Source organism: Xanthomonas sp. AM6, assembly GCF_025665335.1.
Taxonomy (GTDB): Bacteria; Pseudomonadota; Gammaproteobacteria; order Xanthomonadales; family Xanthomonadaceae; genus Xanthomonas_A.
Genome location: NZ_CP106869.1, coordinates 1,719,805 through 1,740,680 on the forward strand (window position 1 = coordinate 1,719,805; position 20,876 = coordinate 1,740,680).

A 20,876-nucleotide genomic window follows, 5' to 3' on the forward strand; every position below is an offset into this window, starting at 1 on the left:
TCGCGGCCGATCCCTAAAGAGGGGGCAAGAGCCGCTCCCGCAGACATCGTAATGTTGCAAAACCCTGCGGGCGAACGCGCAACGCGCTACCAGCGATATGCCACCGACACCTGGTACTGGCGGCCGGCGATCGGGCGGCCCATGAACACGCCGCCGGTGGCCGCGCCGGGCACGCGCACGTTGCCTTCGGTCAGGCCCAGCTCGTTGGTCACGTTGCTGCCGCTGGCGGTGAACTCCCAGTGCTCGCCGGTGTGCAGGCTGGCGCCGACGTCGACCATGTCGTAGGACGGCAGGCGCTGGCTGTTGGCCAGGTCGGCGTAACGCTCGCCGATGTAGGAGTAGGTGGCGAACACGCGCAGGTCGCCGACCGGCAGCGTCCAGTAGTAGCTCGGGGTCAGCCGGAACTGGCGCTTGGGCTGGCGCATCACCTGGTTGTCGGTGAACTCGCGGTAGTTGCGGTACTTGGCGTCCAGCCACACCCCGGTGCCGGCCAGCTCGAAGCCGCCGAACGGGCGGATCGCGCCTTCCACCTCCAGCCCGTAGGCGCGCGAATCGCCCACCGTGGTGAAGTTGCTGCCGTTGGACAGGAAGGCCTGGAACGGGGAGTTCTTGAAGGTGTTGTAGAACGCGGTCAGGTACAGGTCGTAGGCGCTGGCGCCGGACTTCAATCCCAGCTCGTACTGGTCGACCTCCTGCACCTTGGTCTGCCCGTCGCGCAGGTTGTCGAAGCCGGGGAACTTGACCCCGGAATTGACCCGCGCGAACAGGCTGTTGTGCTCGTCGAGCTTGAAGTTCAGGCCCGCCGTCCACGACACCGCGTCGTCGTCCTGGTCGATGCGCCGCGCGCTCGGCAACGAGATCGAGGTGGCGTTGTCGTAGAGCGTGGCCGGATTGCCGTCCAGGTCCACGGTGGCGGTGTCGTGCACCGTGCCGGTGACGCTCTGCCGCTCGTAGCGCACGCCCAGGTCCAGGCGCAGGCGCTCGTCCAGTTCCCATTCGTCGGCCACGAACACCGCGGTGTTCTCGCCGTCGTAGTGCGCGCGCAGGGCGAAGAAGGCGGTGCTGGTGAAGCCCTCGCGGGTCGGCTGGCGGCCGTCGGCCAGGTCCACGTCGATGCGCCGCGCATGGTTCTGCGCGGTCAGCAGCATGGTGTTGCCCAGGTACCAGGTGTCGTTGGAGGAGTACTTGGCGTAGTAGCTGCCGATGGTGAGGGTGTTGCCGGCGAACAGTTCGCGGCTCAGGCGCAGGTCGTTGGTGAAGGAGTTCAGGCGCTTGTCCACCGACCACCAGCCGGCTTCCAGCACCTGCTGGTCGGGGTCGACCGCGCCGCCGCCGTTGGTGTAGCGCGCGCTGCCGGGGCTGCCGTAGCCGGCGATGAAATCGCCCAGGCGCTGCGGCGCATCGCCGGTGAACAGCGCATAGGTCGGCGCGGTGCCGCCCATCACGTTGAAGCGGTCGGCGATGGTCCAGTCGCCGACCTGCCAGTTCAGTTCGCCGCCGAACACGTCGATGTTGACCCCGCGGCCGTCGGCCAGGTCGCGTCGCACGGTCTGGCCGTTCGGCCCGACCGGCAGGCTCACGTGGCGGAAGTCGTTGCTGAGCAGGGTGCCGCTCTGCGCATCCAGGCCGGGGAAGCTGGACAGGTCGCCGCCGTTGTTGCGCGACAGCAGCGGGATCGCGGTGTAGAAGGCGTTGTTGTCGTCGGTGTGGCGCGCGTAGAACGACAGCTCGCCGCTGTCCCAGCGCTTGCTCAGCGTGGCGCTGAACTGGCCGCCCTTGTCGGCGGAGAACTGCGGGTCGCGCACGCCGTCGGTCTCGCGGAAGAAGCCGCCGATGCTGTAGTACCAGCCGTTGCCCATCGGCCCGCTGTTGAACAGGTCGATGCGGCGCAGGGCGTCGCTGCCGCCGGTCAGGCGCACGCTGCCTTCCGGCTCGTCCTGGCCCTTCTTCTGGATGAAGTTGGCGGTGATGCCGGCCTGGCCGTTGGAGAAGATCGGGCTGGAACCGCCGCGCAGCACTTCCAGGCGCTCGACGGTGTCGTCGGTGCGGAACAGCGTGGAGTTCTCCAGGAACGACAGCGTCGGCGGCGGGAACAGCGGCGCGCCGTCGAGCTGGAAGGTGACGAACGGCGCGTCGCCTTCGGAGGGCATGCCGCGCACGAAGATGTTGGCGCCGGTGCCGCCGCCGCTGGGCTCGGCCCACACGCCGGGCACGATCTTCAGCAGGTCGGCGCTGCTCTGCGGCACCGCCTGCTGGATCTGTTCGGGGGTGGCGGTGGTGATCGAGAAGCTGGCGTCGCGCTTGCGCAGGCCCTTGAAGCGCGCGGTGCCGCTGACCACCACGGTGTCCAGGGTGGTGGCGTCGGGTTGCGCGGCGGGCGCGGCCGGCGTATCGGTGGTCTGCTGCGCCCAGGCCGGCGGCGCGAGCAGGACGGCGGCGACGGACAGCGGCAGCAGGCGGCGGTGCAATGCGGGTTTCATGAAGAATCTCTCCTTTCTTCATCCGGAACGGTGTGCCGGCGCTCGCGATCCGCTCGTGCGCTGCACGCGACGCGGGAGCGGCCGGCACGGCGCGAGCGGGGGCTGCGCGCCGCGCCCTTTGTAACGCCGTTGCCCGGCCAGGCCGTTGTGCAGCGCGGTAAACGCGCCGAATGCGTGATGGGCTGCGCGATGGGGGCGATGCCGGGTGGGGCGCCGCGCGGCGCGCCCCAGGTGTGCGGGACGGCCGCGCGTGGCCCCGGTCCGCCGGTCCCGGTCCGCCTGGCGCCGCCGCTGGCGCACGGCGCCGCCGCCGCACGTTCGGCGTCGCGCCGGCCGGCGGTCGTGTTCCCGCGTTCCGGTGCCGCCCCAAAAAAACAGGCCGCCCGAAGGCGGCCTGCACTGGCGCGGGGGAGAGGAGACCGCGTCAGAAGAACAGGCGCACGCCGAACGAGGCGTTGCGGCCGGGCAGCATCACGTCGTCCTTCAGGAACGAGGTGTGCACGCGCGCGTCCTGGTCGGTGAGGTTGTTGCCGTCCAGGAACAATTCCCACGCGGTGGCGCCGGCGTCGACGTGGTAGGCCAGGTGCGCATCGACCAGGGTGTAGCCGTCGGTCGGGGTCTCGTCGACCGCCACCTTGTCCTGCTTCTGGTAGCGGGTGGCGCCGAGCGAGGCGCGCCAGTTGTTGGCGTCCCAGCGCAGCTGCGCGCCATAGCGCGCCGGCGCGATGCGCGGCAGGTTGCCGCCGTCCTTCAGCCGCGCGCGCACGGTATCGCCGAACACGCGCAGGTCCCACGCGCCGCTGTCGTCGTCGGCCAGGTGGAAGGTGGCCTCGCCCTCGAAGCCATGGAACACCGCGTCGGCCTGGGTCCACTGGCGGATCGGCAGGAAGTCGTTGTCCTCCTCGTGGAACCACTGCTCGCCGGTGTCGACGATGTAGATGAAGTCGTCGTAGCGGTTGTAGTAGGCCGAGACCTTGGCATCCACCCAGTCGTTCTTGAAGTTCAGCCCCAGCTCGGCCTGGTTGGCCTTCTCGGTCTTGAGGTCGGCGTTGCCGATCTCGTAGGCGAGGGTGGCGATGTGCGGGCCGTCGGCGAACAGTTCCTCCTCGGCCGGCGCGCGCTCGGCGTGGTCGAGGTTGGCGGTCAGGCGCCACTGCTCGTTGAAGCGGAAGCTGCCGCTGAGCGAGACGCTCTTCGGGGTGAAGTCGCGGTCCACGCCGATGTCGGTTTCGTACTTGGTCTTGTCCACGCGCGCGCCGATCTCGGCGCCGACCCGCTCCCAATTGTTGCGCGCCACGGCGAACACGCCGATGGCGCGGGTGTCGGTCTTCGGCACGAACGCCTCTTCGCCGATCGCCTGGAAGGTGCTGTCGCTGCCCTGCACGCCGAACGCGGTCTGCCAGCCGCCGCCGAAGGTGAAGGACGCCTCGACGCGGCCTTCGTTGGCGCGCTTGTCGAACACCGTGCCCACTTCCTCGCCCTCGAACTCGGTGTGGGTGTAGCTGGTGTGGCCGAAGCTGTAGCGCAGCGCGCTGCCGTCGCCCCACGGATCGGTCAGCCCGCCCTTGAGCTCGTAGCGGTCCTGGTGCAGCTTCAGCGACACGCCGCGCTCGCCGGCGGCCAGGTCGCCGGGCTCGCCCGGGTTGCCGTAGGTGTCGCGGAAGCGCGAGGCCGACACGCCGACGAAGCCCCAGTCGCCGGCCAGCGAGGCGCCGATCGAGCCGACCTTGGAATCGAGGAAGGAATTGGCCTGGCGTCCCTGCGGCGTGTCGTAGTCGTTCTGGTTGCGGTACACGCCGTCGGCGTGGATCGACAGGCCGCTGCCGTTGCCGGCGTCGATGCGGAACATGTCGGTGTTGCCGTCCTTGTCGCCGCCGTCCAGGCGCACTTCGGCGCGGCCGTGCACGCCGTCCACCGGGGTCTCGGCGATGCGCCCGTCGACCACGTTGACCACGCCGCCGATCGCGCCGGAGCCGTACAGCAGCGTGGACGGGCCCTTCAGCACTTCGATCTGGTCGGCCAGGAACGATTCCACCGCCGGCGAATGGTCCTGGCTGACCGTGGACACGTCCTGGGTCGCCAGGCCGTCGCTGAGCACCGCCACGCGCGGGCCGTCCAGGCCGCGGATGATCGGCCGGCCGACGCCGGGGCCGAAGTTGGAACTCTGCACGCCGGGCAGGCTGGCCACGGTCTCGCCGATGCTGGCGCCGCGGTTCTCGTCCAGGCGCTCGCCGGCCAGCACCTCCACCGGCTGGCTCAGGTCGCCGACCACGTCGCGCAGCGGGCTGGCGGTGACCACCACCGCGTCCAGGTCCTTCACGTGGCGGTCGTGCGTGTGGCCGTCGGCGTGGCGGCTGTCGCTGGGCGGCGGCGTGGCGTCGGCGCCGGTGGCGGGCGCGTCGGCAGCCAGGGCCAGGGCCGGGGCGAGCAGGCTGCCCAGCGCCAGGGACAGTGCGGTGCGACGGAGCGAGCGGGAGCGGGAGGAGGACATGGGCGTACCGGATAGGAGGAAAGGCATTGCCAGGCGGGCGCGGGCGCTCGCCACGCCGCACAGGGCGGCGACAGGCACGGTGAGGGCAGGCGTGGCGACACTGGTCGCCGGCCAGGTAATGTTATATTATTCTATAACGCAATCACCACTGTGCTGGAAGTCATGCCGCCCATCTCCAATCTGCGCGCCCTGCTCGATCGCCTCGGCGCCACCGGTTCGTTGCTGTGCGCGGTGCATTGCGCGCTGTTGCCGCTGGCGCTGGCCGTGTTGCCGTCGCTGGGGCTGTCGGTGTGGCTGGGCGACGGAGTGGAACGCACGCTGGTGCTGTTCGTGACCTGCCTGGGCCTGTTCAGCCTGGTCCTGGGATACCGCCGGCACCGCGCCTGGCAGGCGCTGGGGCTGCTGCTGGTCGGGCTGTCGTCGCTGTGGGCCGGCATGCTGGTGCCGGCGCTGCACCATGCGGTGGCCCCGCACGCGGCGATCATGACCTTCGGCGGCACCCTGGTCGGGCTTTCGCACCTGCTCAACCTGCGGCTCAACCACGGCCACGTGCACGACGCCAGCTGCGCCCACTGAGCGCACGTGGTAGGCTTGCCGGCCTTGCGCGAGGGCGCCGACCGCGTTTGCCTCGCCAACCCGTGCACCGCGCGGGGATTTCGCACACACATTCAGGAGTCGATGAGCATGGGTAAGGGTGACCGCAAGACCGCCAAGGGCAAGCGCTACAACGCCAGTTATGGCAATTCGCGCCTGCATAACGTCAAGGTGGCGGTGGGCGCCGCCGCGCCGGTCGCCAAGAAGGCCGTGACCAAGGCCCCGGCGAAGAAGGCCGTGGCCAAGAAGACGGTCGCCAAGGCCGGCTGAACCCGGGCTCCGGCGGTACGAAGAACGCGGCGCTTGCGCCGCGTTTTTTTTTGCCTGGGGAAAAGCACCGCTGCCGCGCAGCAGGCCCCCCGCATGCGCGCTCAGCGCGGCGGATCGGCCTCGCCGGTGTCGCCGGGCGGTTCGGTGGCCGGCGGCGTTGGTGCCGGTTCGGCCGCGGCGGCGGCCGGCACCGCCAGCAGCTGCTCGGCCAGGCCGCGATAGATCGGCGTGCGGCACACCAGCGCCGAGGCGCCGCGCGCGATCAGCACCGTGGCCAGGATCGGCAGCAGCATGTCGCTGCTGTCGGTGAGTTCCAGCGAGATCACCGCCGAGGTCAGCGGCGCCTGGGTCACGCCGGTCAGGTAGGCGCACATGCCGAGCAGCACGAAGGTGCGCGGATCCACGTCCGGCATCAGCACCGCCAGGTTGTGGCCGACCCCGGCGCCGACCGCCAGCGCCGGCGAGAACAGCCCGCCGGGGATGCCGGCCACGTACGACGCCAGGTTCGCCAGCAGCTTCATCAGCCCGAATTCGTGGCCGACGCTGGCGTGGCCCTGCACCAGGCTGCGCGCCTGCTCGTAGCCGGTGCCGAACGCGCCGGCGCCGAACGCCAGGCCCAGCGCGACCAGCGCCAGGCCGCACAGCGCGGCCAGCAGCACCGGATGGCGGCGGCGCAGCGCGCCCAGCCAGCGCGGCCTGCCGGCGACGGTGGCCAGCACCATGCGGCTGAACGCGCCGCCGAGCAGGCCGGCGACCACCCCGCACAGCACGATCGCCAGCCATGCCCGGCCCAGCGGCAGCGCCGCGGACACCTTGCCGAAATAGGTGTAATTGCCGAGCAGGCCCAGCGACACCACGCCGCCGACGATCACCGCGGTCAGCAGGGTGCCGGAGAAGCGGTGCTCGAAGCGGCCGCTCAGCTCCTCGATCGCGAACACCACCCCGGCCAGCGGCGTGTTGAACGCCGCGGCGATGCCGGCGGCGCCGCCGGCGAGCAGGAAATGCGAGGCCTGGCGCGGATCGCGGAATCCGAACCAGCGCCCGAGCACGTACATCAGGCTGGCGCCGACGTGCACGGTCGGGCCTTCGCGCCCGACCGAGGCGCCGCCGAGCAGGGCCAGCGTGGTCAGCAGCAGCTTGCCGGCGGACACGCGCAGCGACAGGTTGTCCCGCTGGAACGCGTCGTCGGGCCGCTCCAGCGCGGCGATCACCTGCGGGATGCCGCTGCCGCGGGTGGGGCGCAGCACGCCGTTGGTCAGCCAGGCCAGCAGCGCGAACACGCCCGGGGTGAGCAGCAGCGCCCACCACGGCGAGTGCGCGACGATGCGCTGGAACAGGTGGAAGGCGGCGTCGCTGGCCTTGGCGAACACGATCGCGACCAGCGCCACCGCGATCGCGCCGCCCCACAGCACCGCGCGCTGTTTCCAGCTCTCGTGCGAGAGCAGCGGACGCAGGCGCTGGCGCATGCGCGGCGGTGGCGCGGGATCGGGCGACGGCATGCGCGGATTGTCGCATGCACGCGGTGGTGGCCACGGCAACGGCCGCGCACGCGGCAGGCGAGGCATGCGGTGCGGGCTGCCCTGATTTCAGGCACGCCGCGTCACCCCCGCGCCGCGCTCAGCGCAACGCCGGCAGCAGCGCCTGCGGGTCGCCGTCGTTGGGCGCGGCGGGAATGCCGAGCAGCCTGGTCAGCAGCGGATACACGTCGACGTTGTCGAACGGCGCCAGCGTGGCGCCCTGGCGGAACGCCGGACCGCGCGCGACGAACACCGCGCGCATCGACGGCAGCGCCGGATCGTAGCCGTGCGAGCCGCGCAGGCCGGTGCCGGGCTTCTCCGCGGCGCGCTCGGCCGGCAGCGCATCCCAGCCCTCGTGCATCTGGCACACGATCGGCGGGATGCGCGGATGGCTGCCGTAGTGCCAGCGCGCCGGCAGTTCGGCCTTGCGCCAGCAGTCGTACTGCGGGTGCGCGCCGAGCAGTTTGGCCTCGACCCTGGCCTCCTGCCCAGGCCGCGGCGCGATGCCGACCGACTGGCCGTAGCTGACCACCTCGGCCTCCTGCATCGACACCATGTCCTCGATGATGACCACCTGCTGCGCCGGTACGGTGGCCATGCCGTGGTCGGACACCACCACCAGGTTGGTGCGATCCAGCAGCCCGCGTTGCGCCAGGCCGTCGAGCAGGTGCCCGATCGCGGCGTCGACCTGCTCGATCGCCTGCGCGTATTGCGCGGATTGCGGGCCGAAGTCGTGGCCGGCGCCGTCGACCTGCTCGAAATACAGGGTCAGCAGCTGCGGGCGCGGCGCGCTGCGGTCGTCGAGCCAGCCCAGCGCCTGGTCGACCCGCGCGCTCGGCGCGACGTGTTCGTCGAAGGCCTGGCGGCGGCTCGGACGCACGCCCTGGATCGCCGCCTCGCTGCCCGGCCAGGCCCAGCTCGCCGCGGGCCGGCCGGCCTTCTCGGCGCCGACCCAGATCGGCTCGCCGCCCCACCAGCGGCCATCGCCGACCGCGTCGCGATCGCTGACCCGGAACGTGCCCAGCAGCGGGTCGCTCATGCTGTTGTGGACGATGCCGTGGTGGTCCGGACGCAGCCCGGTGACGAGGGTGTAGTGGTTGGGGAAGGTCAGCGACGGATACGACGGCGACATCCACTGCGCGCGCACGCCCTCGCGGGCCAGGCGGCTCAGGTTCGGCGTGATGCCGCGATCGAGCATGTCCGCGCGCAGGCCGTCGATCGAGATCAGCAGCAGCAAGGGCCGCTGCGCCGCGCTGGGCGCGGCGTGCGGCGCGATGGTCGTTGTGTCGGGAGACGAGGGGGCGGAGGCGCAAGCGCCGAGCAGCAGCGCCGCGCAGGCGCCTGCCAGTCGTAGGGCGATGGAAGTCATCGGCGCATGATAAGGCGCGCGCGGTGACGCGGCGAAGACATCGCCGTGCCGGGCACGCACGATTGCGGATGCATTGCGGCAAAGGTTGCGAAGCGCGGCTGGCGGCGCATGCCGTCGCCGGCATTGCGCCCGCTGCAATGCGGGAACGCGCGCTGCGACCTGCACGGCGTACGCTGCCAGCGGCGCATGCCGTGCGTGGAAGCGACTCGGAAAGCGCACGCCCGCGCAGCAGCCAACCGCGGCAGCCCCTCTCACACCGGGAGAGGGGTTGGGGGGGTACGTCGGCGCGGATAGCCTGGCGCGCTCCGGAACTTCTGGGCTTCGCCCGTACCCTCATCCGCCCCTTCGGGGGCATCTTCCCGCGCGGGGAAAAGGGAGCGGCGGCCAGGCACTGCCGGTGCCGTCGTACGCCTCTTCGGGGCTCGACCGCACTGCAGCTCAGCCGAACAGCGATGCCGTCGCGCCGTCCGCCGCGGTCGCTCCACGCCGTTCCAGCGCCAGCAACGCGGCCTTGGTCGGCAGGCCGCCGCCGAAGCCGGTCAACGCGCCGTTGGCGCCGATCACGCGATGGCAGGGCAGCACGATCGGCAGCGGATTGCGGCCGTTGGCGGCGCCGACGGCGCGCACCGCGCGCGGCTGCGCGATATGCCGCGCCAGCTGCGCGTAGCTCCAGGTCGCGCCGAACGGAATCTCCGCCAGCGCCTCCCATACCATGCACTGGAACGCGGTCCCGCGCGGCGCCAGCGGCAGGTCGAAGCGGTCGCGCTCGCCGGCGAAATACGCCAGCAACTGCTCGCGCGCCTCGCGCACCGGCGCCGCGTCGCGGATCCAGTCGGCGCGGCCGCGCGCGTCGTAGCGGTTCTCCGGGAACAGGATGTGGCGCACGCCGTCGGCGCCGACGGCCACGGTCAGTTCGCCGATCGGGGTGGCGAAGGCGTCGTAGTACAGGCGTTCAGTCATGGGAAGTCTCCTCGGGTGGATCGCCGGCCAGGTGCCACAGGTGCAGCACGGCGTAGGCGCGCCATGGCCGCCAGGCCTGCGCGCGGGCATCGGTGGCGCGTTCGCTCAGGCGCGCGCCGTCGGCGCCGAGCATGCGTTGCAGGACCAGGTCGCCGGCGGGGAACGCATCGGGCTGGCCGAGCGCGCGCAGGGCGATGTACTGCGCGGTCCAGGCGCCGATGCCGGGCAGGGCGGTGGCGCGTTCGACGAAATCGGACAGGCGCTGGCCGGCACGGAAATGCAGGCGTCCGGCCACCACCGACGCGGCCAGCGCGCGGAGCGTGGCGGCGCGCGAGCGCGGCAGGCCGAGCGCTTCCAGCGGGGCGTCCAGCAGGTCCTGCGGCGCCGGGAACGCGCGGTCCAGGCCCGGCGGCTGGCCGGGGCGATGGCCGCCATGGCGATCGACCAGCCGCGCGGCCAGGGTCGCCGCGCCGGCCACGCTGACCTGCTGGCCGAGCACCGCGCGCACCGCCACTTCGAACCCGTCCCAGCCACCGGGCACGCGCAGCCCGGGGCGCCGCGCGATCGCGCGCGCCAGCAGCGGCTCGGTGGCCAGCGTGGCGTGCACCGCGCGCAGGTCGGCGTCCAGATCGAAGATCCGGCGCACCCGGCGCACGATGTCCGGGATCGCGCGCGGATCGGCCGCGGCGATGCGCAGGCGCAGTTCGTGGCGCTGCGGATCGGCCTCGACGCGGATCCGGGTCGAGGCCTCGAGCGGGCCGAGCACGCGCTCGTAGCTGGCTTCGCCGATGCGCTCGATGCCCGGGATCGCGCGCTTGCGCAGGAAGCCGAGCATGGCCGGGAAGTCCAGCGGCGGGCGGTAGCCCAGGCGCAGCACCAGGTCGCCGCCGGGAACCTCGGCGCGCTGCTTGCGGATCGCCGACGGCGGCATGCCGCAGCCCTCCAGGAACGCGGCGTTGAAGCGGCGCAGGCTGTTGAAGCCGGCCGCCAGCGCGACCTGGGTGATCGGCAGCGCGGTCTCGGTCAGCAACTGCTTGGCCAGCAGCAGGCGCCGCGTCGCGTGCACCGCGGCCGGGGTGGCGCCGAGCTGGGCCACGAACACGCGCTGCAGCTGGCGCGCGCTGAGCCCGACGTCGCCGGCCAGACGGTCGACCCCGGCGTCCTGCAGCGCGCCCTCGGCGATCAGCGCCAATGCGCGCCGCACCGATTCCTCGCCCAGGTGCTGCTGCGCTTCCGGCGACAGCTCCGGCCGGCAGCGCAGGCACGGACGGTAGCCGGCGGCCGCTGCGGCGGCGGCGCTGGGGTAGTAGCTGACGTTGCTGCGCTTGGGCGCCGGCGCCGGGCACACCGGCCGGCAATAGATGCCGGTGCTGCGCACCGCGGTGAAGAACACGCCGTCGAAGCGCGCGTCGCGGGCCAGGCGGGCGCGGTCGTAGAGGGCGTGGTCGGCGAGCATGGGCTGGGACATGGCGCCAGTCTAGTCCGCGCCGGCGCGGCGGACTCGCCGTTTTCGGACATGGATGCGCGAGGCCCGCGGCGGCGGCGCGGCCCGGGCAGGCACGGCGGTTTAGGCGCAGTTGGGAAGCCGCTGCGCATCGGCACTAGACTAGGAACGCGCGCTCCCGGGTGCGCCGTCTCTCCGCCGCGGACTCCTCAGCTTGCCTTTCCCGTCCAAAACCTGGTGGTTGTCGCTGTGCTGCGCTGGCCTGTTGTCGTGCCAGCAGGGCACGCCGTCCGCCGGCAGGACCGTGGCCGACAGCCCGCCCGGCGACGGCGAGCACATGGTGTCGGTCGGCGCCCCGCCACCGGCGCCCGCACCGGCGCCGCCGGCCGCCGCACGCAAGCCCGACGCCGCCAGATCCGACGCCAAGCCCGATAGCGACGCCTGGGACGCGGCGGCGCTGGAGAACGGCGAGGCCTTCGTCAGCTGCGACACCGACTACGCGGCCGAGGCCGGCGACGGCGCGCCGCTGGCCGGGCTGGACCGGCCCACCATCGAGGCGGCGCTGGCGCCGTGCCGCGAGCGCGGCCTGCTGCGGGTGCGCTACGAAGGCAAGATCAACGCCGGCTTCGCCGCGATGGTGCGGCGCCTGGCCGAGGTCGCCGCGCAGGCGGGCATCGGTAAGCGCGTGCTGGACCTGGATTCCAGCGGCGGCCAGGTCGAGGCGGCGATCCGCGCCGGCGATACGATCGGCGAGTCCGGCTGGACCATCTGGGTCCGCGAAGGCTCGATCTGCCACAGCGCCTGCGTGTTCGTGCTCGCCGCCGGCGACAACCGGCTGATCTCCGGCAAGGTCGGCATCCATCGCATGATGCGGATCAGCTCCACCGCGACCTCGCGCGCCGAACTCAACCGCGAACTGCAGGAGGTCTACGGCAACGTCAAGGACTACCTGGAGCGCAACGGCGTGGCGGTGGCGGTGGCCGACCTGATGATGACCGTGCCCAATCGCAGCCTGCGCCTGCTCAGCAACGACGAGCTCAAGCAGTACGGGCTGGACGGGACCAACGCGGTGCAGGACGACCTGGAGCGGATCAAGCAGCTGCGCAAGTGCGGCGACGATTTCCTGCGGCGCAAGGACGCGTTCCTGATCGCGTTCGACCACGAATGCAAGGCCAAGGGCGTGGACCTGGAGACGCTGACCGCCTGCGGCCAGGCGTTGAAGCAGCGTTTCGGTTTCCCCGACCAGGCCTGCCCGGCGGAGAGCCCGCTGTCGGAGATCGACGTGGCCACGCTGCCGCTGGCCTCGCCCGGGGCCTGAACCCCGCATCCCGCACTCGCGGGGGCGCGATGCGGCGTTCACGCCCCCGGCACCGCGGCGGCGCTAGCGTCCGCGCCATCCACTTCGGGAGCGTGCAGATGGCGGTCGGAACCAAGCTGATGGTGCGGCTGTACCTGCCCCCGGCCTTGCTGGCGTTGAGCGGCTTCCTGGTCGCCGAACTGCTGCTGTACTTCGCCACCGGCGCGCACGCGCGCACCCTGGCGCGGACCGCCTCGCTGCTGAGCCTGGCCGGCGTGCTGGGCGGCACCGGCTGGGCGCTGTGGGCGAGCTGGCGCGCCTGGCACCGGCAGCGCTACGCGGTGCCGGTGAGCGCGGCCGCGCCAGGCGAGGAGCCGTGAGCGCCGCCGCCGCGCGGGCGCGCGCCGCCGGCGTAGACTGCGGCCCCCGCCGTTGCCGCGCCGCCTGAGATGCCCACGCCGATGTCACCGTCGATCCGCCTGCTGGCGCCGTTGTTGTATGTCGTCGCGTTCGCCGTCGCGGCGCAGTCTTCTCCTCCCCAGTCTGTCGCCGCCCAGCCCGCCAACCAGCCCGCTGCGCCGGTACCCGCCGCGCCGCAACCCGCTGCGCAGAAGCCGGCCGCGTCCAGGTCTGCCGCGCCCGCCGCGCCAGGGCCGCTGTCCAAGCAGGACGCGCAGATGGCGCAGGCCGGGCTGCGTGCCGCGCAGCTGGTCGACGCCGGGCGCAGCGGCGAGCTGTGGGACGGCGCCTCGGCGGTGGCGAAGAAAGCGGTCACGCGCGAGGTTTTCGTGCGCCAGGTCGAGGCCGCCCGCGCCCGGCTCGGCGCGCTGCTCGGCCGCGGCGTGGCCAGCGTGGCGCGGGTGCAGTACGCGGCAGGCTCGCAGGTGCCGCCGGGGGTCTACGTCAACGTCAGCTTCCCCAGCCGCTTCGCCAACGCGCCGCAGCCGGTGCGCGAACTGGTCTCGCTGCGCCTGGACGAGGACAAGACCTGGCGCCTGGTCGGCTACCACGTCGGCCCGCCGAACTGACCCCGCGCCGCGCCCGCCGTTCCGCATCTTTCGCAACCGCCCGAGGTCTCCATGAGTATCGAAATCCGCATGCTGGCCTGGGCGATCCTGCTCGGCATCGTGCAGGTGCTGCTGGCCGCCGCGTTCGTCACCGCGCAGCGCGGCATGAAGTGGAACGCCAGTGCGCGCGACGCGCCGCAGCCGCCGCCCGCGGGCGTGGCCGGGCGCCTGGACCGCGCGGCGCGCAACTTCCTGGAGACCTTTCCGTTCTTCGCCGCCGCGGCACTGGCGGTGGTGGCGATGGACCGAAGCAACGCCAGCACCGCACTGGCGGCGCAGGCGTATTTCTGGGCGCGGGTCGCCTACGTGCCGTTGTATGCGGCGGGCGTGCCGTACGTGCGCAGCCTGGTGTGGGTGGTGTCGCTGTGGGCGATCCTGCAGCTGGTGTGGGCACTGCTCTGAGGCGGCGCGGGTCGCGGTGCGCGCTGCCGGGCTGCACGGCAGCGCGGCAACGGGTGCGCGCAGCGCCGCGCTGCGACCGTTTGCCGCAGCGCTGATCCAGATCAATGCCGCGCGGCGTGGCGGGTTTATGCTGGCCGCGTCCGATACGGGAAGCGCAGCAATGCATGTGGATATCGCCATCGTCGGTGCCGGCCCGGCCGGCCTGTGTTTCGCCCGCGCGCTGGCCGGCAGCGGGCTGTCGCTGGCGCTGATCGAACCGCAGCCGCGCGCGGCGCTGGCCGAGGCCGCCTTCGACGGCCGCGAGATCGCGCTGACCCACGCCTCGCGCACGCTGCTGGAGCAACTGGACCTGTGGTCGCGGATCGATCCGGACGCGATCTCGCCGCTGCGCGATGCGCGGGTGATGAACGGCTCCTCGCCGTTCGCGCTGACCTTCGCCGCGAGCCAGGACCGCCACGGCGACCTGGGCTGGCTGGTGCCGAACCACCTGATCCGCCGCGCCGCGTTCGCCGCGGTGCAGGCGCAGCCGGGCCTGGCCCTGCTCGATGGCGTCTCGGTGCAGGCGCTGCAGTGCGACGACACCCAGGCGCAGCTGCGCCTGTCCGATGGCCGGGCCTTGAGCGCGCGGCTGGTGGTGGCGGCCGACAGCCGCTTCTCGCCGACCCGGCGCATGCTCGGCATCGGCGCGCAGATGCGCGACTTCGGCCGCAGCATGCTGGTGTGCCGGGTGCGCCACGAACGCCCGCACCACCACACCGCCTGGGAGTGGTTCGGCTACGGCCAGACCCTGGCGCTGCTGCCGCTGCACGGCAACCAGGCCTCGGCGGTGCTGACCCTGGCGCCGGAGCGCGCGCAGGCGCTGCTGGACATGGACGCGACCGCGCTGGGCGCGGAGATCGGCGCCCGCTTCGAGCACCGGCTCGGCGCGATGACGCCGCTGGTGCGGCCGCAGGCCTATCCGCTGGTCGCGGTGTACGCGCAGCGCTTCGTCGGCAAGCGCTACGCGCTGATCGGCGACGCGGCGGTGGGCATGCACCCGGTGACCGCGCACGGCTTCAACTTCGGCCTGCACGGCCAGGCGCGGCTGGCGCGCGCGCTGCACGCGGCGGTGGCGCAGGGCCGCGACATCGCCGCACCGGCCCTGCTGGCCGGTTACGAGCGCGGCCACCGCCTGGCCACGCGCCCGCTGTACGAGGCGACCAACGCGATCGCCGCGCTGTACACCGACGACCGCCTGCCGGCCCGCGCGCTGCGCAACGCGGCGCTGCGCGTGGCCGACCGGGTGGCGCCGTTCAAGCGCGCGATCGCCGCGCACCTGACCCAGCGCGGTGCGCTTGGCGTGCGCTGAGGGCCGAGCGCGCGGGAGCCGGGAGGGAGCTCGTTGCCCGGCGGGACACGGTCGGAGCGGAGTCGTGCCAGCGCCGCAGGCGTATTTCTCCCGGCTGTGCACTGTAGGAGCGGCTTCAGCCGCGACAGGCCTTGCCGAAAGTGTCTGTCGCGGCTGAAGCCGCTCCTACAGCGGCGAACGGTCGGGCGGGCGCCGACCAGCGCGGTTGCGCGCCGGCCACGATAGGGCGACTGCGATCGCCGGCGGCGGGAGTCGGGGGTCCATGGGCAGGCGTGCGGATACTGGCCGTCCTGATCGCTTGCCGAAGTCATGTAGGAGCGGCTTCAGCCGCGACAGGCCTTGCCGAAAGTGTCTGTCGCGGCTGAAGCCGCTCCTACAGCGGCGAACAGCCGGGCGGGCGCCGAGCAGCGCGGTTGCGCGCCAGCCACGATAGGGCGACTGCGATCGCCGGCAGCGGGAGTCGGGGGTCCATGGGCAGGCGTGCGGATGCAGGCCGTCCTGATCGCTTGCCGAAGTCATGTAGGAGCGGCTTCAGTCGCGACGGGCTTTACCGGTAAAGCCGTCGCGACTGAAGTCGCTCCTACAAAAATGCAACCGCCGAATGGAGAAGAAGGCCCCGTTAGCGCATCGGTGCGGCAGCGGAACGGCGTTCGGCGGCTCCGGCGACGAGCTGGGCGAGGGCACCTTGCACGTCGCCCGAGCGCTGCGCCGCTTCGATCGGCGCGATCGCCCAGTCGCAGCCGGCGCGGCGCAGGTGCAGGCGCCAGTCGCCGCGCCAGCCGTCCAGTTCGTCCAGGCCCAGGGCGATGGCGCCGCCGCCTTCGGCATGGCCGCCGCGGATGGATTGCGACAGCCAGAACGGCCGCGCCGCCTCGGGATCGACCGAAAACCCGTACACGTCGTGCAGCGGATCGTCCGCCGACGGCGCGATGTTGCGCGCGCCGATGTCGATCAGCATGGCGTGGCGGCCATGCGCAGCAGCCGGGAACGCGCCGCGCCGCCCGCGCCGCCGCCCGCGCTCATGCCTTGCCGATCACCCGGATCTGCACGTCGTTCAGCGCGACCACCTGGCCCGCGCGGATCTTGCACGCCTTGCGCAGTTCGACTTCGCCGTCGACGCGGACCTGGCCGTCGCTGATCACGGTCTTGGCCGCGCCGCCGCTGTCGCACACGCCGGTCAGTTTCAACAGATGCTTGAGTTCGACGTAGTCGCTTTCTAACTGGAGATCGATGGTCTGCATGGGGGGGCTGCTCGGAAATCGGCGCCCATTGTCGGTCATTCGCGGGCGAAACGCTCGGACTTCGCGCCGCGGGCGCGCGGGGCGGCCTGGCGCGCAGCGCATCGCAGCGTCCGCCGCGCTCAGTCGTGGCCGAAGCGCTCCACTTCGTCGAGCAGGCGGCTGGCCTTGCGCAGGCTGGCGCCGCCCAGGCCGTCGTCGACGATCCGCCGCAGCCGCGGGCGGCCGGGGTGGCGCGACCAGCGATACAGCCACACGCTGAGCGCAAGGCCGGCCACGCCCACGCCGAGCCCGATCCACACCACCGCCGCGGCCCTGGCCAGCAGGTCGATGCCGGCCAGCGCGCCGAGCACCATCAGCACCGGCACCCACAGCAGCCACCACGACAGCCCGCAGATCACGCCGCTGGCGACGTACCAGCGGCGGGTGCGCGCGATCTGGCGCTGCAGTTCCAGCACCGGCGCGCTGTAGTCCATGCGCAGCAGCCGGCCCAGCACGATGCCGGCCATGGCCACGGTGGCCACGCCATAGGCATGGACCGCCACGCCGGCGGCGATCACGTGCGCGGGCAGCGCGCCGCGGCTCCACAGCAGGCCGGCCAGGGCGATGCACGCCAGGCCGAACGGCAGTTGCAGGAACTGGCCCCACAACAGCGGCCGCAGGCCGCTGCGCACGCGCTGCAGGGTGTGCTGGAGCAGCAGTTGCACGTGCAGGCGGTCGTGGCGTTGCAGGCGCCGGTCCAGCGCCTGCCAGGCGTGTTTCAGTTCGTCGGGATGCATTGCGGTGGCGTCCTGTGTGCGTGGGGTCAGAGTTCGTCGCGGAGGCGTTGCTTGAGGCGGCCGATCCTGGTGGAGACGTTGCTTTCGCCGATGCCCAGGATCTCGGCGATCTCGCGCTGCGGGCGTTCGTCCAGGTACAGCAGCGCCAGCGCCCGCTCCAGCGGCGGCAACTGCGCGATGAAGCGGTACAGCGCCTGCACCTGGCGTTCGCGCTCCGGGTCGGCGGCGTGCGGGTCGGCGATGTCCAGGTCCTGCAGCGGCAGGGTCTGCCGATGCGCGCGGCTGCGCCCGCGCAGTTCGCCGATCGCCACGTTCAGCGCGATCCGGTACAGCCAGGTGGAGAACGGCCGTTGCCGGTCGTAGCGCGGGAATGCGTGCCAGGCCTGCGCGGCGATCTCCTGGATCAGGTCGGCGCGGTCGTCCGGGTGCCGGCAATAGCTGCCGGCCACCTTCGCCGCGATGCCGCGGTGCGCCTGGAACAGCGCGGCGAAGTCGGCCGGAAGCGGTACGGCGGGGGCGGGAGCGTCGGGCATGGGGCGGGTCGCGAAGGGTCTGCAAGGTGGTTCGCGGCACGGCGGGATTTCTCACGCCTGAACGGCGTCGTTCACCCAATTTCGACATGCGGCCCGGCAAGGCGCACAATGTGCTTCTTTGCGCCTGCCGGTTCTCTGCGGCGCCCCCGGAGTCTCCCATGTCCCAAGATACCCCCGCGCCGCTGCTGTTCGCAGATCTCGGCCTCTCGCCTGCTGTGATGAAGGCCGTCGCCGACGTCGGCTACGAGTCGCCGTCGCCGATCCAGGCCGCCACCATCCCGGCGCTGCTGACCGGCCGCGACCTGCTCGGCCAGGCCCAGACCGGCACCGGCAAGACCGCCGCGTTCGCGCTGCCGATCCTGTCGCGGCTGGATTTCAACCAGCGCAAGCCGCAGGCGCTGGTGCTGGCGCCGACCCGCGAGCTGGCGATCCAGGTCGCCGAGGCGTTCCACCGCTATGCCGCGGCGATCCCCGGCTTCCAGGTGCTGCCGGTGTACGGCGGCCAGCCCTACGTGCAGCAGCTGTCGGCGCTCAAGCGCGGCGTGCACGTGGTGGTGGGCACCCCCGGGCGGGTCATCGACCATCTCGAGCGTGGCACCCTGGACCTGTCCGAGCTGAAGACGCTGGTGCTCGACGAGGCCGACGAGATGCTGCGCATGGGCTTCATCGACGACGTCGAGGCGGTGCTGAAGAAGCTGCCGGCCTCGCGCCAGGTGGCGCTGTTCTCGGCGACCATGCCGACCGCGATCAAGCGCATCGCGCAGACCTATCTGAACGATCCGGCCGAGGTGATCATCGCCTCCAAGACCACCACTTCGGCCAACATCCGCCAGCGCTACTGGGCGGTCAGCGGCCTGCACAAGCTCGACGCGCTGACCCGGATCCTGGAAGTGGAGCCGTTCGACGCGATGATCGTGTTCGCGCGCACCAAGGCCGGCACCGACGAGCTGGCGCAGAAGCTGCAGGCGCGCGGCCTGGCCGCCGCGGCGATCAACGGCGACATCCAGCAGTCGCAGCGCGAGCGGGTGATCCAGCAGCTCAAGGACGGCAAGCTCGACATCCTGGTCGCCACCGACGTGGCCGCGCGCGGCCTGGACGTGGAGCGGATCAGCCACGTGCTGAACTACGACATCCCGTACGACACCGAAAGCTACGTGCACCGCATCGGCCGCACCGGCCGCGCCGGCCGCAGCGGCGAGGCGATCCTGTTCGTCAGCCCGCGCGAGAAGGGCATGCTGCGCGCGATCGAGCGCGCCACCCGGCAGCCGATCGAAGAGATGCAGCTGCCGAGCGTGGACGCGGTCAACGACCAGCGCGTGACGCGCTTCATGGAAAAGATCAGCGAGACCATCGCCGCCGGCGGCATCGACACCTACCGCGATCTGCTGCAGCGCTTCGAGACCGAGAAGAACGTGCCGATGGTCGAGGTGGCCGCGGCGCTGGCGCGTCTGCTGCAGGGCGACACGCCGCTGCTGCTGGCGCCGGAGCGGCCGCGCGCGCCGCAGGGCGAGCGCTTCGAGCGTCCCGGTTTCGAGCGCCGCGAGCGCGCCGACCGCGGCGAGCGCACCGAGCGCCCGAAGTTCGAGCCGAAGTTCGACCGCGAGGCGCGCCCGCCGCGCCGCGACGACGCCGAGCGCGCGCCGCGTGCGCCGCGCCCCGCGCCGGCCGCGCAGGGTCCGGACTTCGACTACCAGCGCGACGTCGGCAGCTTCGAGGCGCCGCGCCGCGACAAGGCGCCCAAGGCGCCGCGCGGCGAGCCGGAAGTGGGCATGGAGACCTACCGCATCGAGGTCGGCCACCAGCACGGCGTCAAGCCGGCCAACATCGTCGGCGCGATCGCCAACGAGGCCGGCCTGGAGAGCAAGTACATCGGCCGCATCGACATCCACGACGATTACTCGGTGCTGGACCTGCCGGCGGACATGCCGCGCGAACTGCTGACCCACCTGAAGAAGGTCTGGGTCTCCGGCCAGCAACTGCAGATGCGCAAGCTCGACGGCGACGACGCCGGCGCCGCGCCGTTCAAGCCGAAGTTCGCGCGTGCCGGCGGCAAGCCCGGCGGCCGCCCGAACGCGGCCGGCCCGCGCCCGGCCGGCGCCGCCACCCGCATCGCCGACCGCGCCGGCGAGCGCCCGCCGCGCAAGGGTCCGCCCAAGCGTTGAGGGGCCGGGATCGGGGATTTGGAGTAGGGATGCGTCCCTGCTCCCGCGTTCCTGTCCCCGACACCCGCACTGCCTCGGATGGCAGCAGCCCGCTGCTGCGAATCCCCAATCCCGAATCCCCAATCCCAGCCCCATGTCCACGCGCCTGAACAAGCACATCGCCGAAACCGGCTACTGCTCGCGCCGCGAGGCCGACCGCCTGATCGCCGCGCGCCGGGTCACCGTCAACGGCATGCCCGGCGGGGTCGGTTCGGTGGTAGGCGAGGGCGACGAGGTCAAGGTCGACGGCCAGCCGCTGCGCGCCCGCGCCAAACAGAAGTCCGGCCGCCGCCACGTCTACATCGCGCTGAACAAGCCGGTCGGGGTGACCTGCACCACCGAGCGCGAGGTCAAGGGCAACATCGTCGATTTCGTCGGCCACGAGCAGCGCATCTTCCCGATCGGGCGCCTGGACAAGGAGTCCGAGGGGCTGATCCTGCTGACCAGCAACGGCGACATCGTCAACGAGATCCTGCGCGCGGAGAACCGCCACCAGAAGGAATACCTGGTGGCGGTGAACAAGCCGGTCACCGACGAGTTCCTGCGCGGCATGGCGCGCGGCGTGCGCGTGCACAACGAGACGACCTTGCCGTGCCGCACCGCGCGGATCGCCAAGTTCGGCTTCCGCATCGTGCTCGAGCAGGGCCTGAACCGGCAGATCCGGCTGATGGCGGCCGCATTCGACTACCGCGTCACCCAGCTGCGCCGGGTGCGCATCGACAACATCAAGCTCGGCGCGCTCAAGCCGGGGCAGTGGCGCAACCTCACCGAGCAGGAACTGCGCGGCCTGCTGCCGCAGCGCAGCGAGTGGTAGCGCCGGGCTCGGAGCGATGCGCGGCCGGCGCCGGTTCCGCTCGGCAGGCCGCATAGGCATACTCCGGTCGAA

The 20,876-nt window shown here is 72.2% G+C and carries 19 protein-coding genes; 9 read left to right on the forward strand and 10 right to left on the reverse strand.

All coding sequences use genetic code 11. The features are described from left to right. Positions 1-86: 86 nt before the first annotated feature. Together OCJ37_RS07090 and OCJ37_RS07095 are read right to left on the reverse strand one after the other, a co-directional pair. The gene (locus OCJ37_RS07090; protein ID WP_263112969.1) at positions 87-2,480 is read right to left on the reverse strand and encodes a TonB-dependent receptor; all 2,394 of its coding nucleotides are present in this window, start codon (positions 2,478-2,480) and stop codon (positions 87-89) included. A 424-nt stretch (positions 2,481-2,904) separates the two neighbouring features. Continuing rightward, complete coding sequence (locus OCJ37_RS07095; protein ID WP_263112970.1) at positions 2,905-4,971, reverse strand: TonB-dependent receptor; 2,067 nt, start codon at positions 4,969-4,971, stop codon at positions 2,905-2,907. Between the two features lie 162 nt (positions 4,972-5,133). On the opposite strand from OCJ37_RS07095, the gene OCJ37_RS07100 reads away from it, so the two are divergent. Further along, on the forward strand, positions 5,134-5,547 hold the full coding sequence (locus OCJ37_RS07100; RefSeq protein ID WP_263112971.1) for a MerC domain-containing protein: 414 nt from the start codon (positions 5,134-5,136) through the stop codon (positions 5,545-5,547). A gap of 108 nt (positions 5,548-5,655) precedes the next feature. Next, positions 5,656-5,835 carry a 30S ribosomal protein THX gene (locus OCJ37_RS07105; protein WP_206231612.1) on the forward strand — a complete coding sequence of 60 codons (180 nt, stop codon included), beginning with the start codon at positions 5,656-5,658 and terminating at the stop codon, positions 5,833-5,835. A gap of 101 nt (positions 5,836-5,936) precedes the next feature. On the opposite strand, the gene OCJ37_RS07110 is transcribed toward OCJ37_RS07105, so the two are convergent. From OCJ37_RS07110 to OCJ37_RS07125, 4 genes are all read right to left on the reverse strand, one after another. Continuing rightward, positions 5,937-7,334, reverse strand: a complete 1,398-nt coding sequence (locus OCJ37_RS07110) for a chloride channel protein (RefSeq protein ID WP_263112972.1) — start codon at positions 7,332-7,334, stop codon at positions 5,937-5,939. Between the two features lie 118 nt (positions 7,335-7,452). Continuing rightward, a complete protein-coding gene (locus tag OCJ37_RS07115; RefSeq protein ID WP_263112973.1) occupies positions 7,453-8,721 on the reverse strand; it encodes an alkaline phosphatase family protein in 1,269 nt (422 codons plus the stop codon). 438 nt (positions 8,722-9,159) lie between these two features. Beyond that, complete coding sequence (locus OCJ37_RS07120; RefSeq protein ID WP_263112974.1) at positions 9,160-9,681, reverse strand: methylated-DNA--[protein]-cysteine S-methyltransferase; 522 nt, start codon at positions 9,679-9,681, stop codon at positions 9,160-9,162. Next, positions 9,674-11,137 (reverse strand): AlkA N-terminal domain-containing protein, encoded by a 1,464-nt coding sequence (locus OCJ37_RS07125; RefSeq protein WP_263113612.1) that lies wholly within the window; start codon positions 11,135-11,137, stop codon positions 9,674-9,676. The genes OCJ37_RS07120 and OCJ37_RS07125 overlap by 8 nt, the downstream gene beginning before the upstream one ends. A 253-nt stretch (positions 11,138-11,390) precedes the next feature. Between OCJ37_RS07125 and OCJ37_RS07130 the strand changes: the two genes are divergently transcribed. The 5 genes from OCJ37_RS07130 (at position 11,391) to ubiM (ending at position 15,239) form a co-directional block, all read left to right on the forward strand. Next, positions 11,391-12,443: a COG3904 family protein gene (locus tag OCJ37_RS07130; protein WP_263113613.1), complete on the forward strand. Its 1,053-nt coding sequence runs from the start codon at positions 11,391-11,393 to the stop codon at positions 12,441-12,443. Between the two features lie 98 nt (positions 12,444-12,541). After that, positions 12,542-12,802: a hypothetical protein gene (locus tag OCJ37_RS07135; RefSeq protein WP_263112975.1), complete on the forward strand. Its 261-nt coding sequence runs from the start codon at positions 12,542-12,544 to the stop codon at positions 12,800-12,802. Positions 12,803-12,883: 81 nt separating this feature from the next. After that, positions 12,884-13,450: a DUF4019 domain-containing protein gene (locus OCJ37_RS07140; RefSeq protein ID WP_263112976.1), complete on the forward strand. Its 567-nt coding sequence runs from the start codon at positions 12,884-12,886 to the stop codon at positions 13,448-13,450. Positions 13,451-13,501: 51 nt separating this feature from the next. Next, a complete protein-coding gene (locus OCJ37_RS07145) occupies positions 13,502-13,891 on the forward strand; it encodes an MAPEG family protein (protein ID WP_263112977.1) in 390 nt (129 codons plus the stop codon). 160 nt (positions 13,892-14,051) lie between these two features. Then, on the forward strand, positions 14,052-15,239 hold the full coding sequence (gene ubiM / locus OCJ37_RS07150; RefSeq protein ID WP_263112978.1) for a 5-demethoxyubiquinol-8 5-hydroxylase UbiM: 1,188 nt from the start codon (positions 14,052-14,054) through the stop codon (positions 15,237-15,239). A gap of 619 nt (positions 15,240-15,858) precedes the next feature. On the opposite strand, the gene OCJ37_RS07155 is transcribed toward ubiM, so the two are convergent. From OCJ37_RS07155 to OCJ37_RS07170, 4 genes are all read right to left on the reverse strand, one after another. Further along, entirely contained in the window at positions 15,859-16,197 is a 339-nt protein-coding gene (locus OCJ37_RS07155; protein ID WP_263112979.1) for a hypothetical protein, read from the reverse strand. A gap of 61 nt (positions 16,198-16,258) precedes the next feature. Then, positions 16,259-16,480 (reverse strand): RNA-binding S4 domain-containing protein, encoded by a 222-nt coding sequence (locus OCJ37_RS07160; protein WP_263112980.1) that lies wholly within the window; start codon positions 16,478-16,480, stop codon positions 16,259-16,261. Between the two features lie 119 nt (positions 16,481-16,599). After that, positions 16,600-17,256, reverse strand: coding sequence for a serine/threonine protein kinase (locus OCJ37_RS07165; protein ID WP_263112981.1), 657 nt, complete (start codon positions 17,254-17,256; stop codon positions 16,600-16,602). 26 nt (positions 17,257-17,282) lie between these two features. Beyond that, positions 17,283-17,789 (reverse strand): RNA polymerase sigma factor, encoded by a 507-nt coding sequence (locus OCJ37_RS07170; protein ID WP_263112982.1) that lies wholly within the window; start codon positions 17,787-17,789, stop codon positions 17,283-17,285. 158 nt (positions 17,790-17,947) lie between these two features. On the opposite strand from OCJ37_RS07170, the gene OCJ37_RS07175 reads away from it, so the two are divergent. Then, the gene (locus OCJ37_RS07175) at positions 17,948-19,951 is read left to right on the forward strand and encodes a DEAD/DEAH box helicase (protein WP_263112983.1); all 2,004 of its coding nucleotides are present in this window, start codon (positions 17,948-17,950) and stop codon (positions 19,949-19,951) included. A 133-nt stretch (positions 19,952-20,084) separates the two neighbouring features. Further along, positions 20,085-20,804: a pseudouridine synthase gene (locus OCJ37_RS07180; RefSeq protein WP_263112984.1), complete on the forward strand. Its 720-nt coding sequence runs from the start codon at positions 20,085-20,087 to the stop codon at positions 20,802-20,804. Positions 20,805-20,876: the final 72 nt, after the last annotated feature.

What these genes read in the sequence shown, in the direction of transcription:
- OCJ37_RS07120 (WP_263112974.1), bottom strand. Translation starts at nt 9,681, where the DNA reads ATGACTGAACGCCTGTACTACGACGCCTTCGCCACCCCGATCGGCGAA.
- OCJ37_RS07110 (WP_263112972.1), bottom strand. Translation starts at nt 7,334, where the DNA reads ATGCCGTCGCCCGATCCCGCGCCACCGCCGCGCATGCGCCAGCGCCTG.
- ubiM (WP_263112978.1), top strand. Translation starts at nt 14,052, where the DNA reads ATGCATGTGGATATCGCCATCGTCGGTGCCGGCCCGGCCGGCCTGTGT.
- OCJ37_RS07090 (WP_263112969.1), bottom strand. Translation starts at nt 2,480, where the DNA reads ATGAAACCCGCATTGCACCGCCGCCTGCTGCCGCTGTCCGTCGCCGCC.
- OCJ37_RS07100 (WP_263112971.1), top strand. Translation starts at nt 5,134, where the DNA reads ATGCCGCCCATCTCCAATCTGCGCGCCCTGCTCGATCGCCTCGGCGCC.
- OCJ37_RS07155 (WP_263112979.1), bottom strand. Translation starts at nt 16,197, where the DNA reads ATGCTGATCGACATCGGCGCGCGCAACATCGCGCCGTCGGCGGACGAT.
- OCJ37_RS07095 (WP_263112970.1), bottom strand. Translation starts at nt 4,971, where the DNA reads ATGTCCTCCTCCCGCTCCCGCTCGCTCCGTCGCACCGCACTGTCCCTG.
- OCJ37_RS07160 (WP_263112980.1), bottom strand. Translation starts at nt 16,480, where the DNA reads ATGCAGACCATCGATCTCCAGTTAGAAAGCGACTACGTCGAACTCAAG.
- OCJ37_RS07125 (WP_263113612.1), bottom strand. Translation starts at nt 11,137, where the DNA reads ATGCTCGCCGACCACGCCCTCTACGACCGCGCCCGCCTGGCCCGCGAC.
- OCJ37_RS07145 (WP_263112977.1), top strand. Translation starts at nt 13,502, where the DNA reads ATGAGTATCGAAATCCGCATGCTGGCCTGGGCGATCCTGCTCGGCATC.
- OCJ37_RS07165 (WP_263112981.1), bottom strand. Translation starts at nt 17,256, where the DNA reads ATGCATCCCGACGAACTGAAACACGCCTGGCAGGCGCTGGACCGGCGC.
- OCJ37_RS07170 (WP_263112982.1), bottom strand. Translation starts at nt 17,789, where the DNA reads ATGCCCGACGCTCCCGCCCCCGCCGTACCGCTTCCGGCCGACTTCGCC.
- OCJ37_RS07115 (WP_263112973.1), bottom strand. Translation starts at nt 8,721, where the DNA reads ATGACTTCCATCGCCCTACGACTGGCAGGCGCCTGCGCGGCGCTGCTG.
- OCJ37_RS07135 (WP_263112975.1), top strand. Translation starts at nt 12,542, where the DNA reads ATGGCGGTCGGAACCAAGCTGATGGTGCGGCTGTACCTGCCCCCGGCC.
- OCJ37_RS07105 (WP_206231612.1), top strand. Translation starts at nt 5,656, where the DNA reads ATGGGTAAGGGTGACCGCAAGACCGCCAAGGGCAAGCGCTACAACGCC.
- OCJ37_RS07140 (WP_263112976.1), top strand. Translation starts at nt 12,884, where the DNA reads ATGTCACCGTCGATCCGCCTGCTGGCGCCGTTGTTGTATGTCGTCGCG.
- OCJ37_RS07175 (WP_263112983.1), top strand. Translation starts at nt 17,948, where the DNA reads ATGTCCCAAGATACCCCCGCGCCGCTGCTGTTCGCAGATCTCGGCCTC.
- OCJ37_RS07180 (WP_263112984.1), top strand. Translation starts at nt 20,085, where the DNA reads ATGTCCACGCGCCTGAACAAGCACATCGCCGAAACCGGCTACTGCTCG.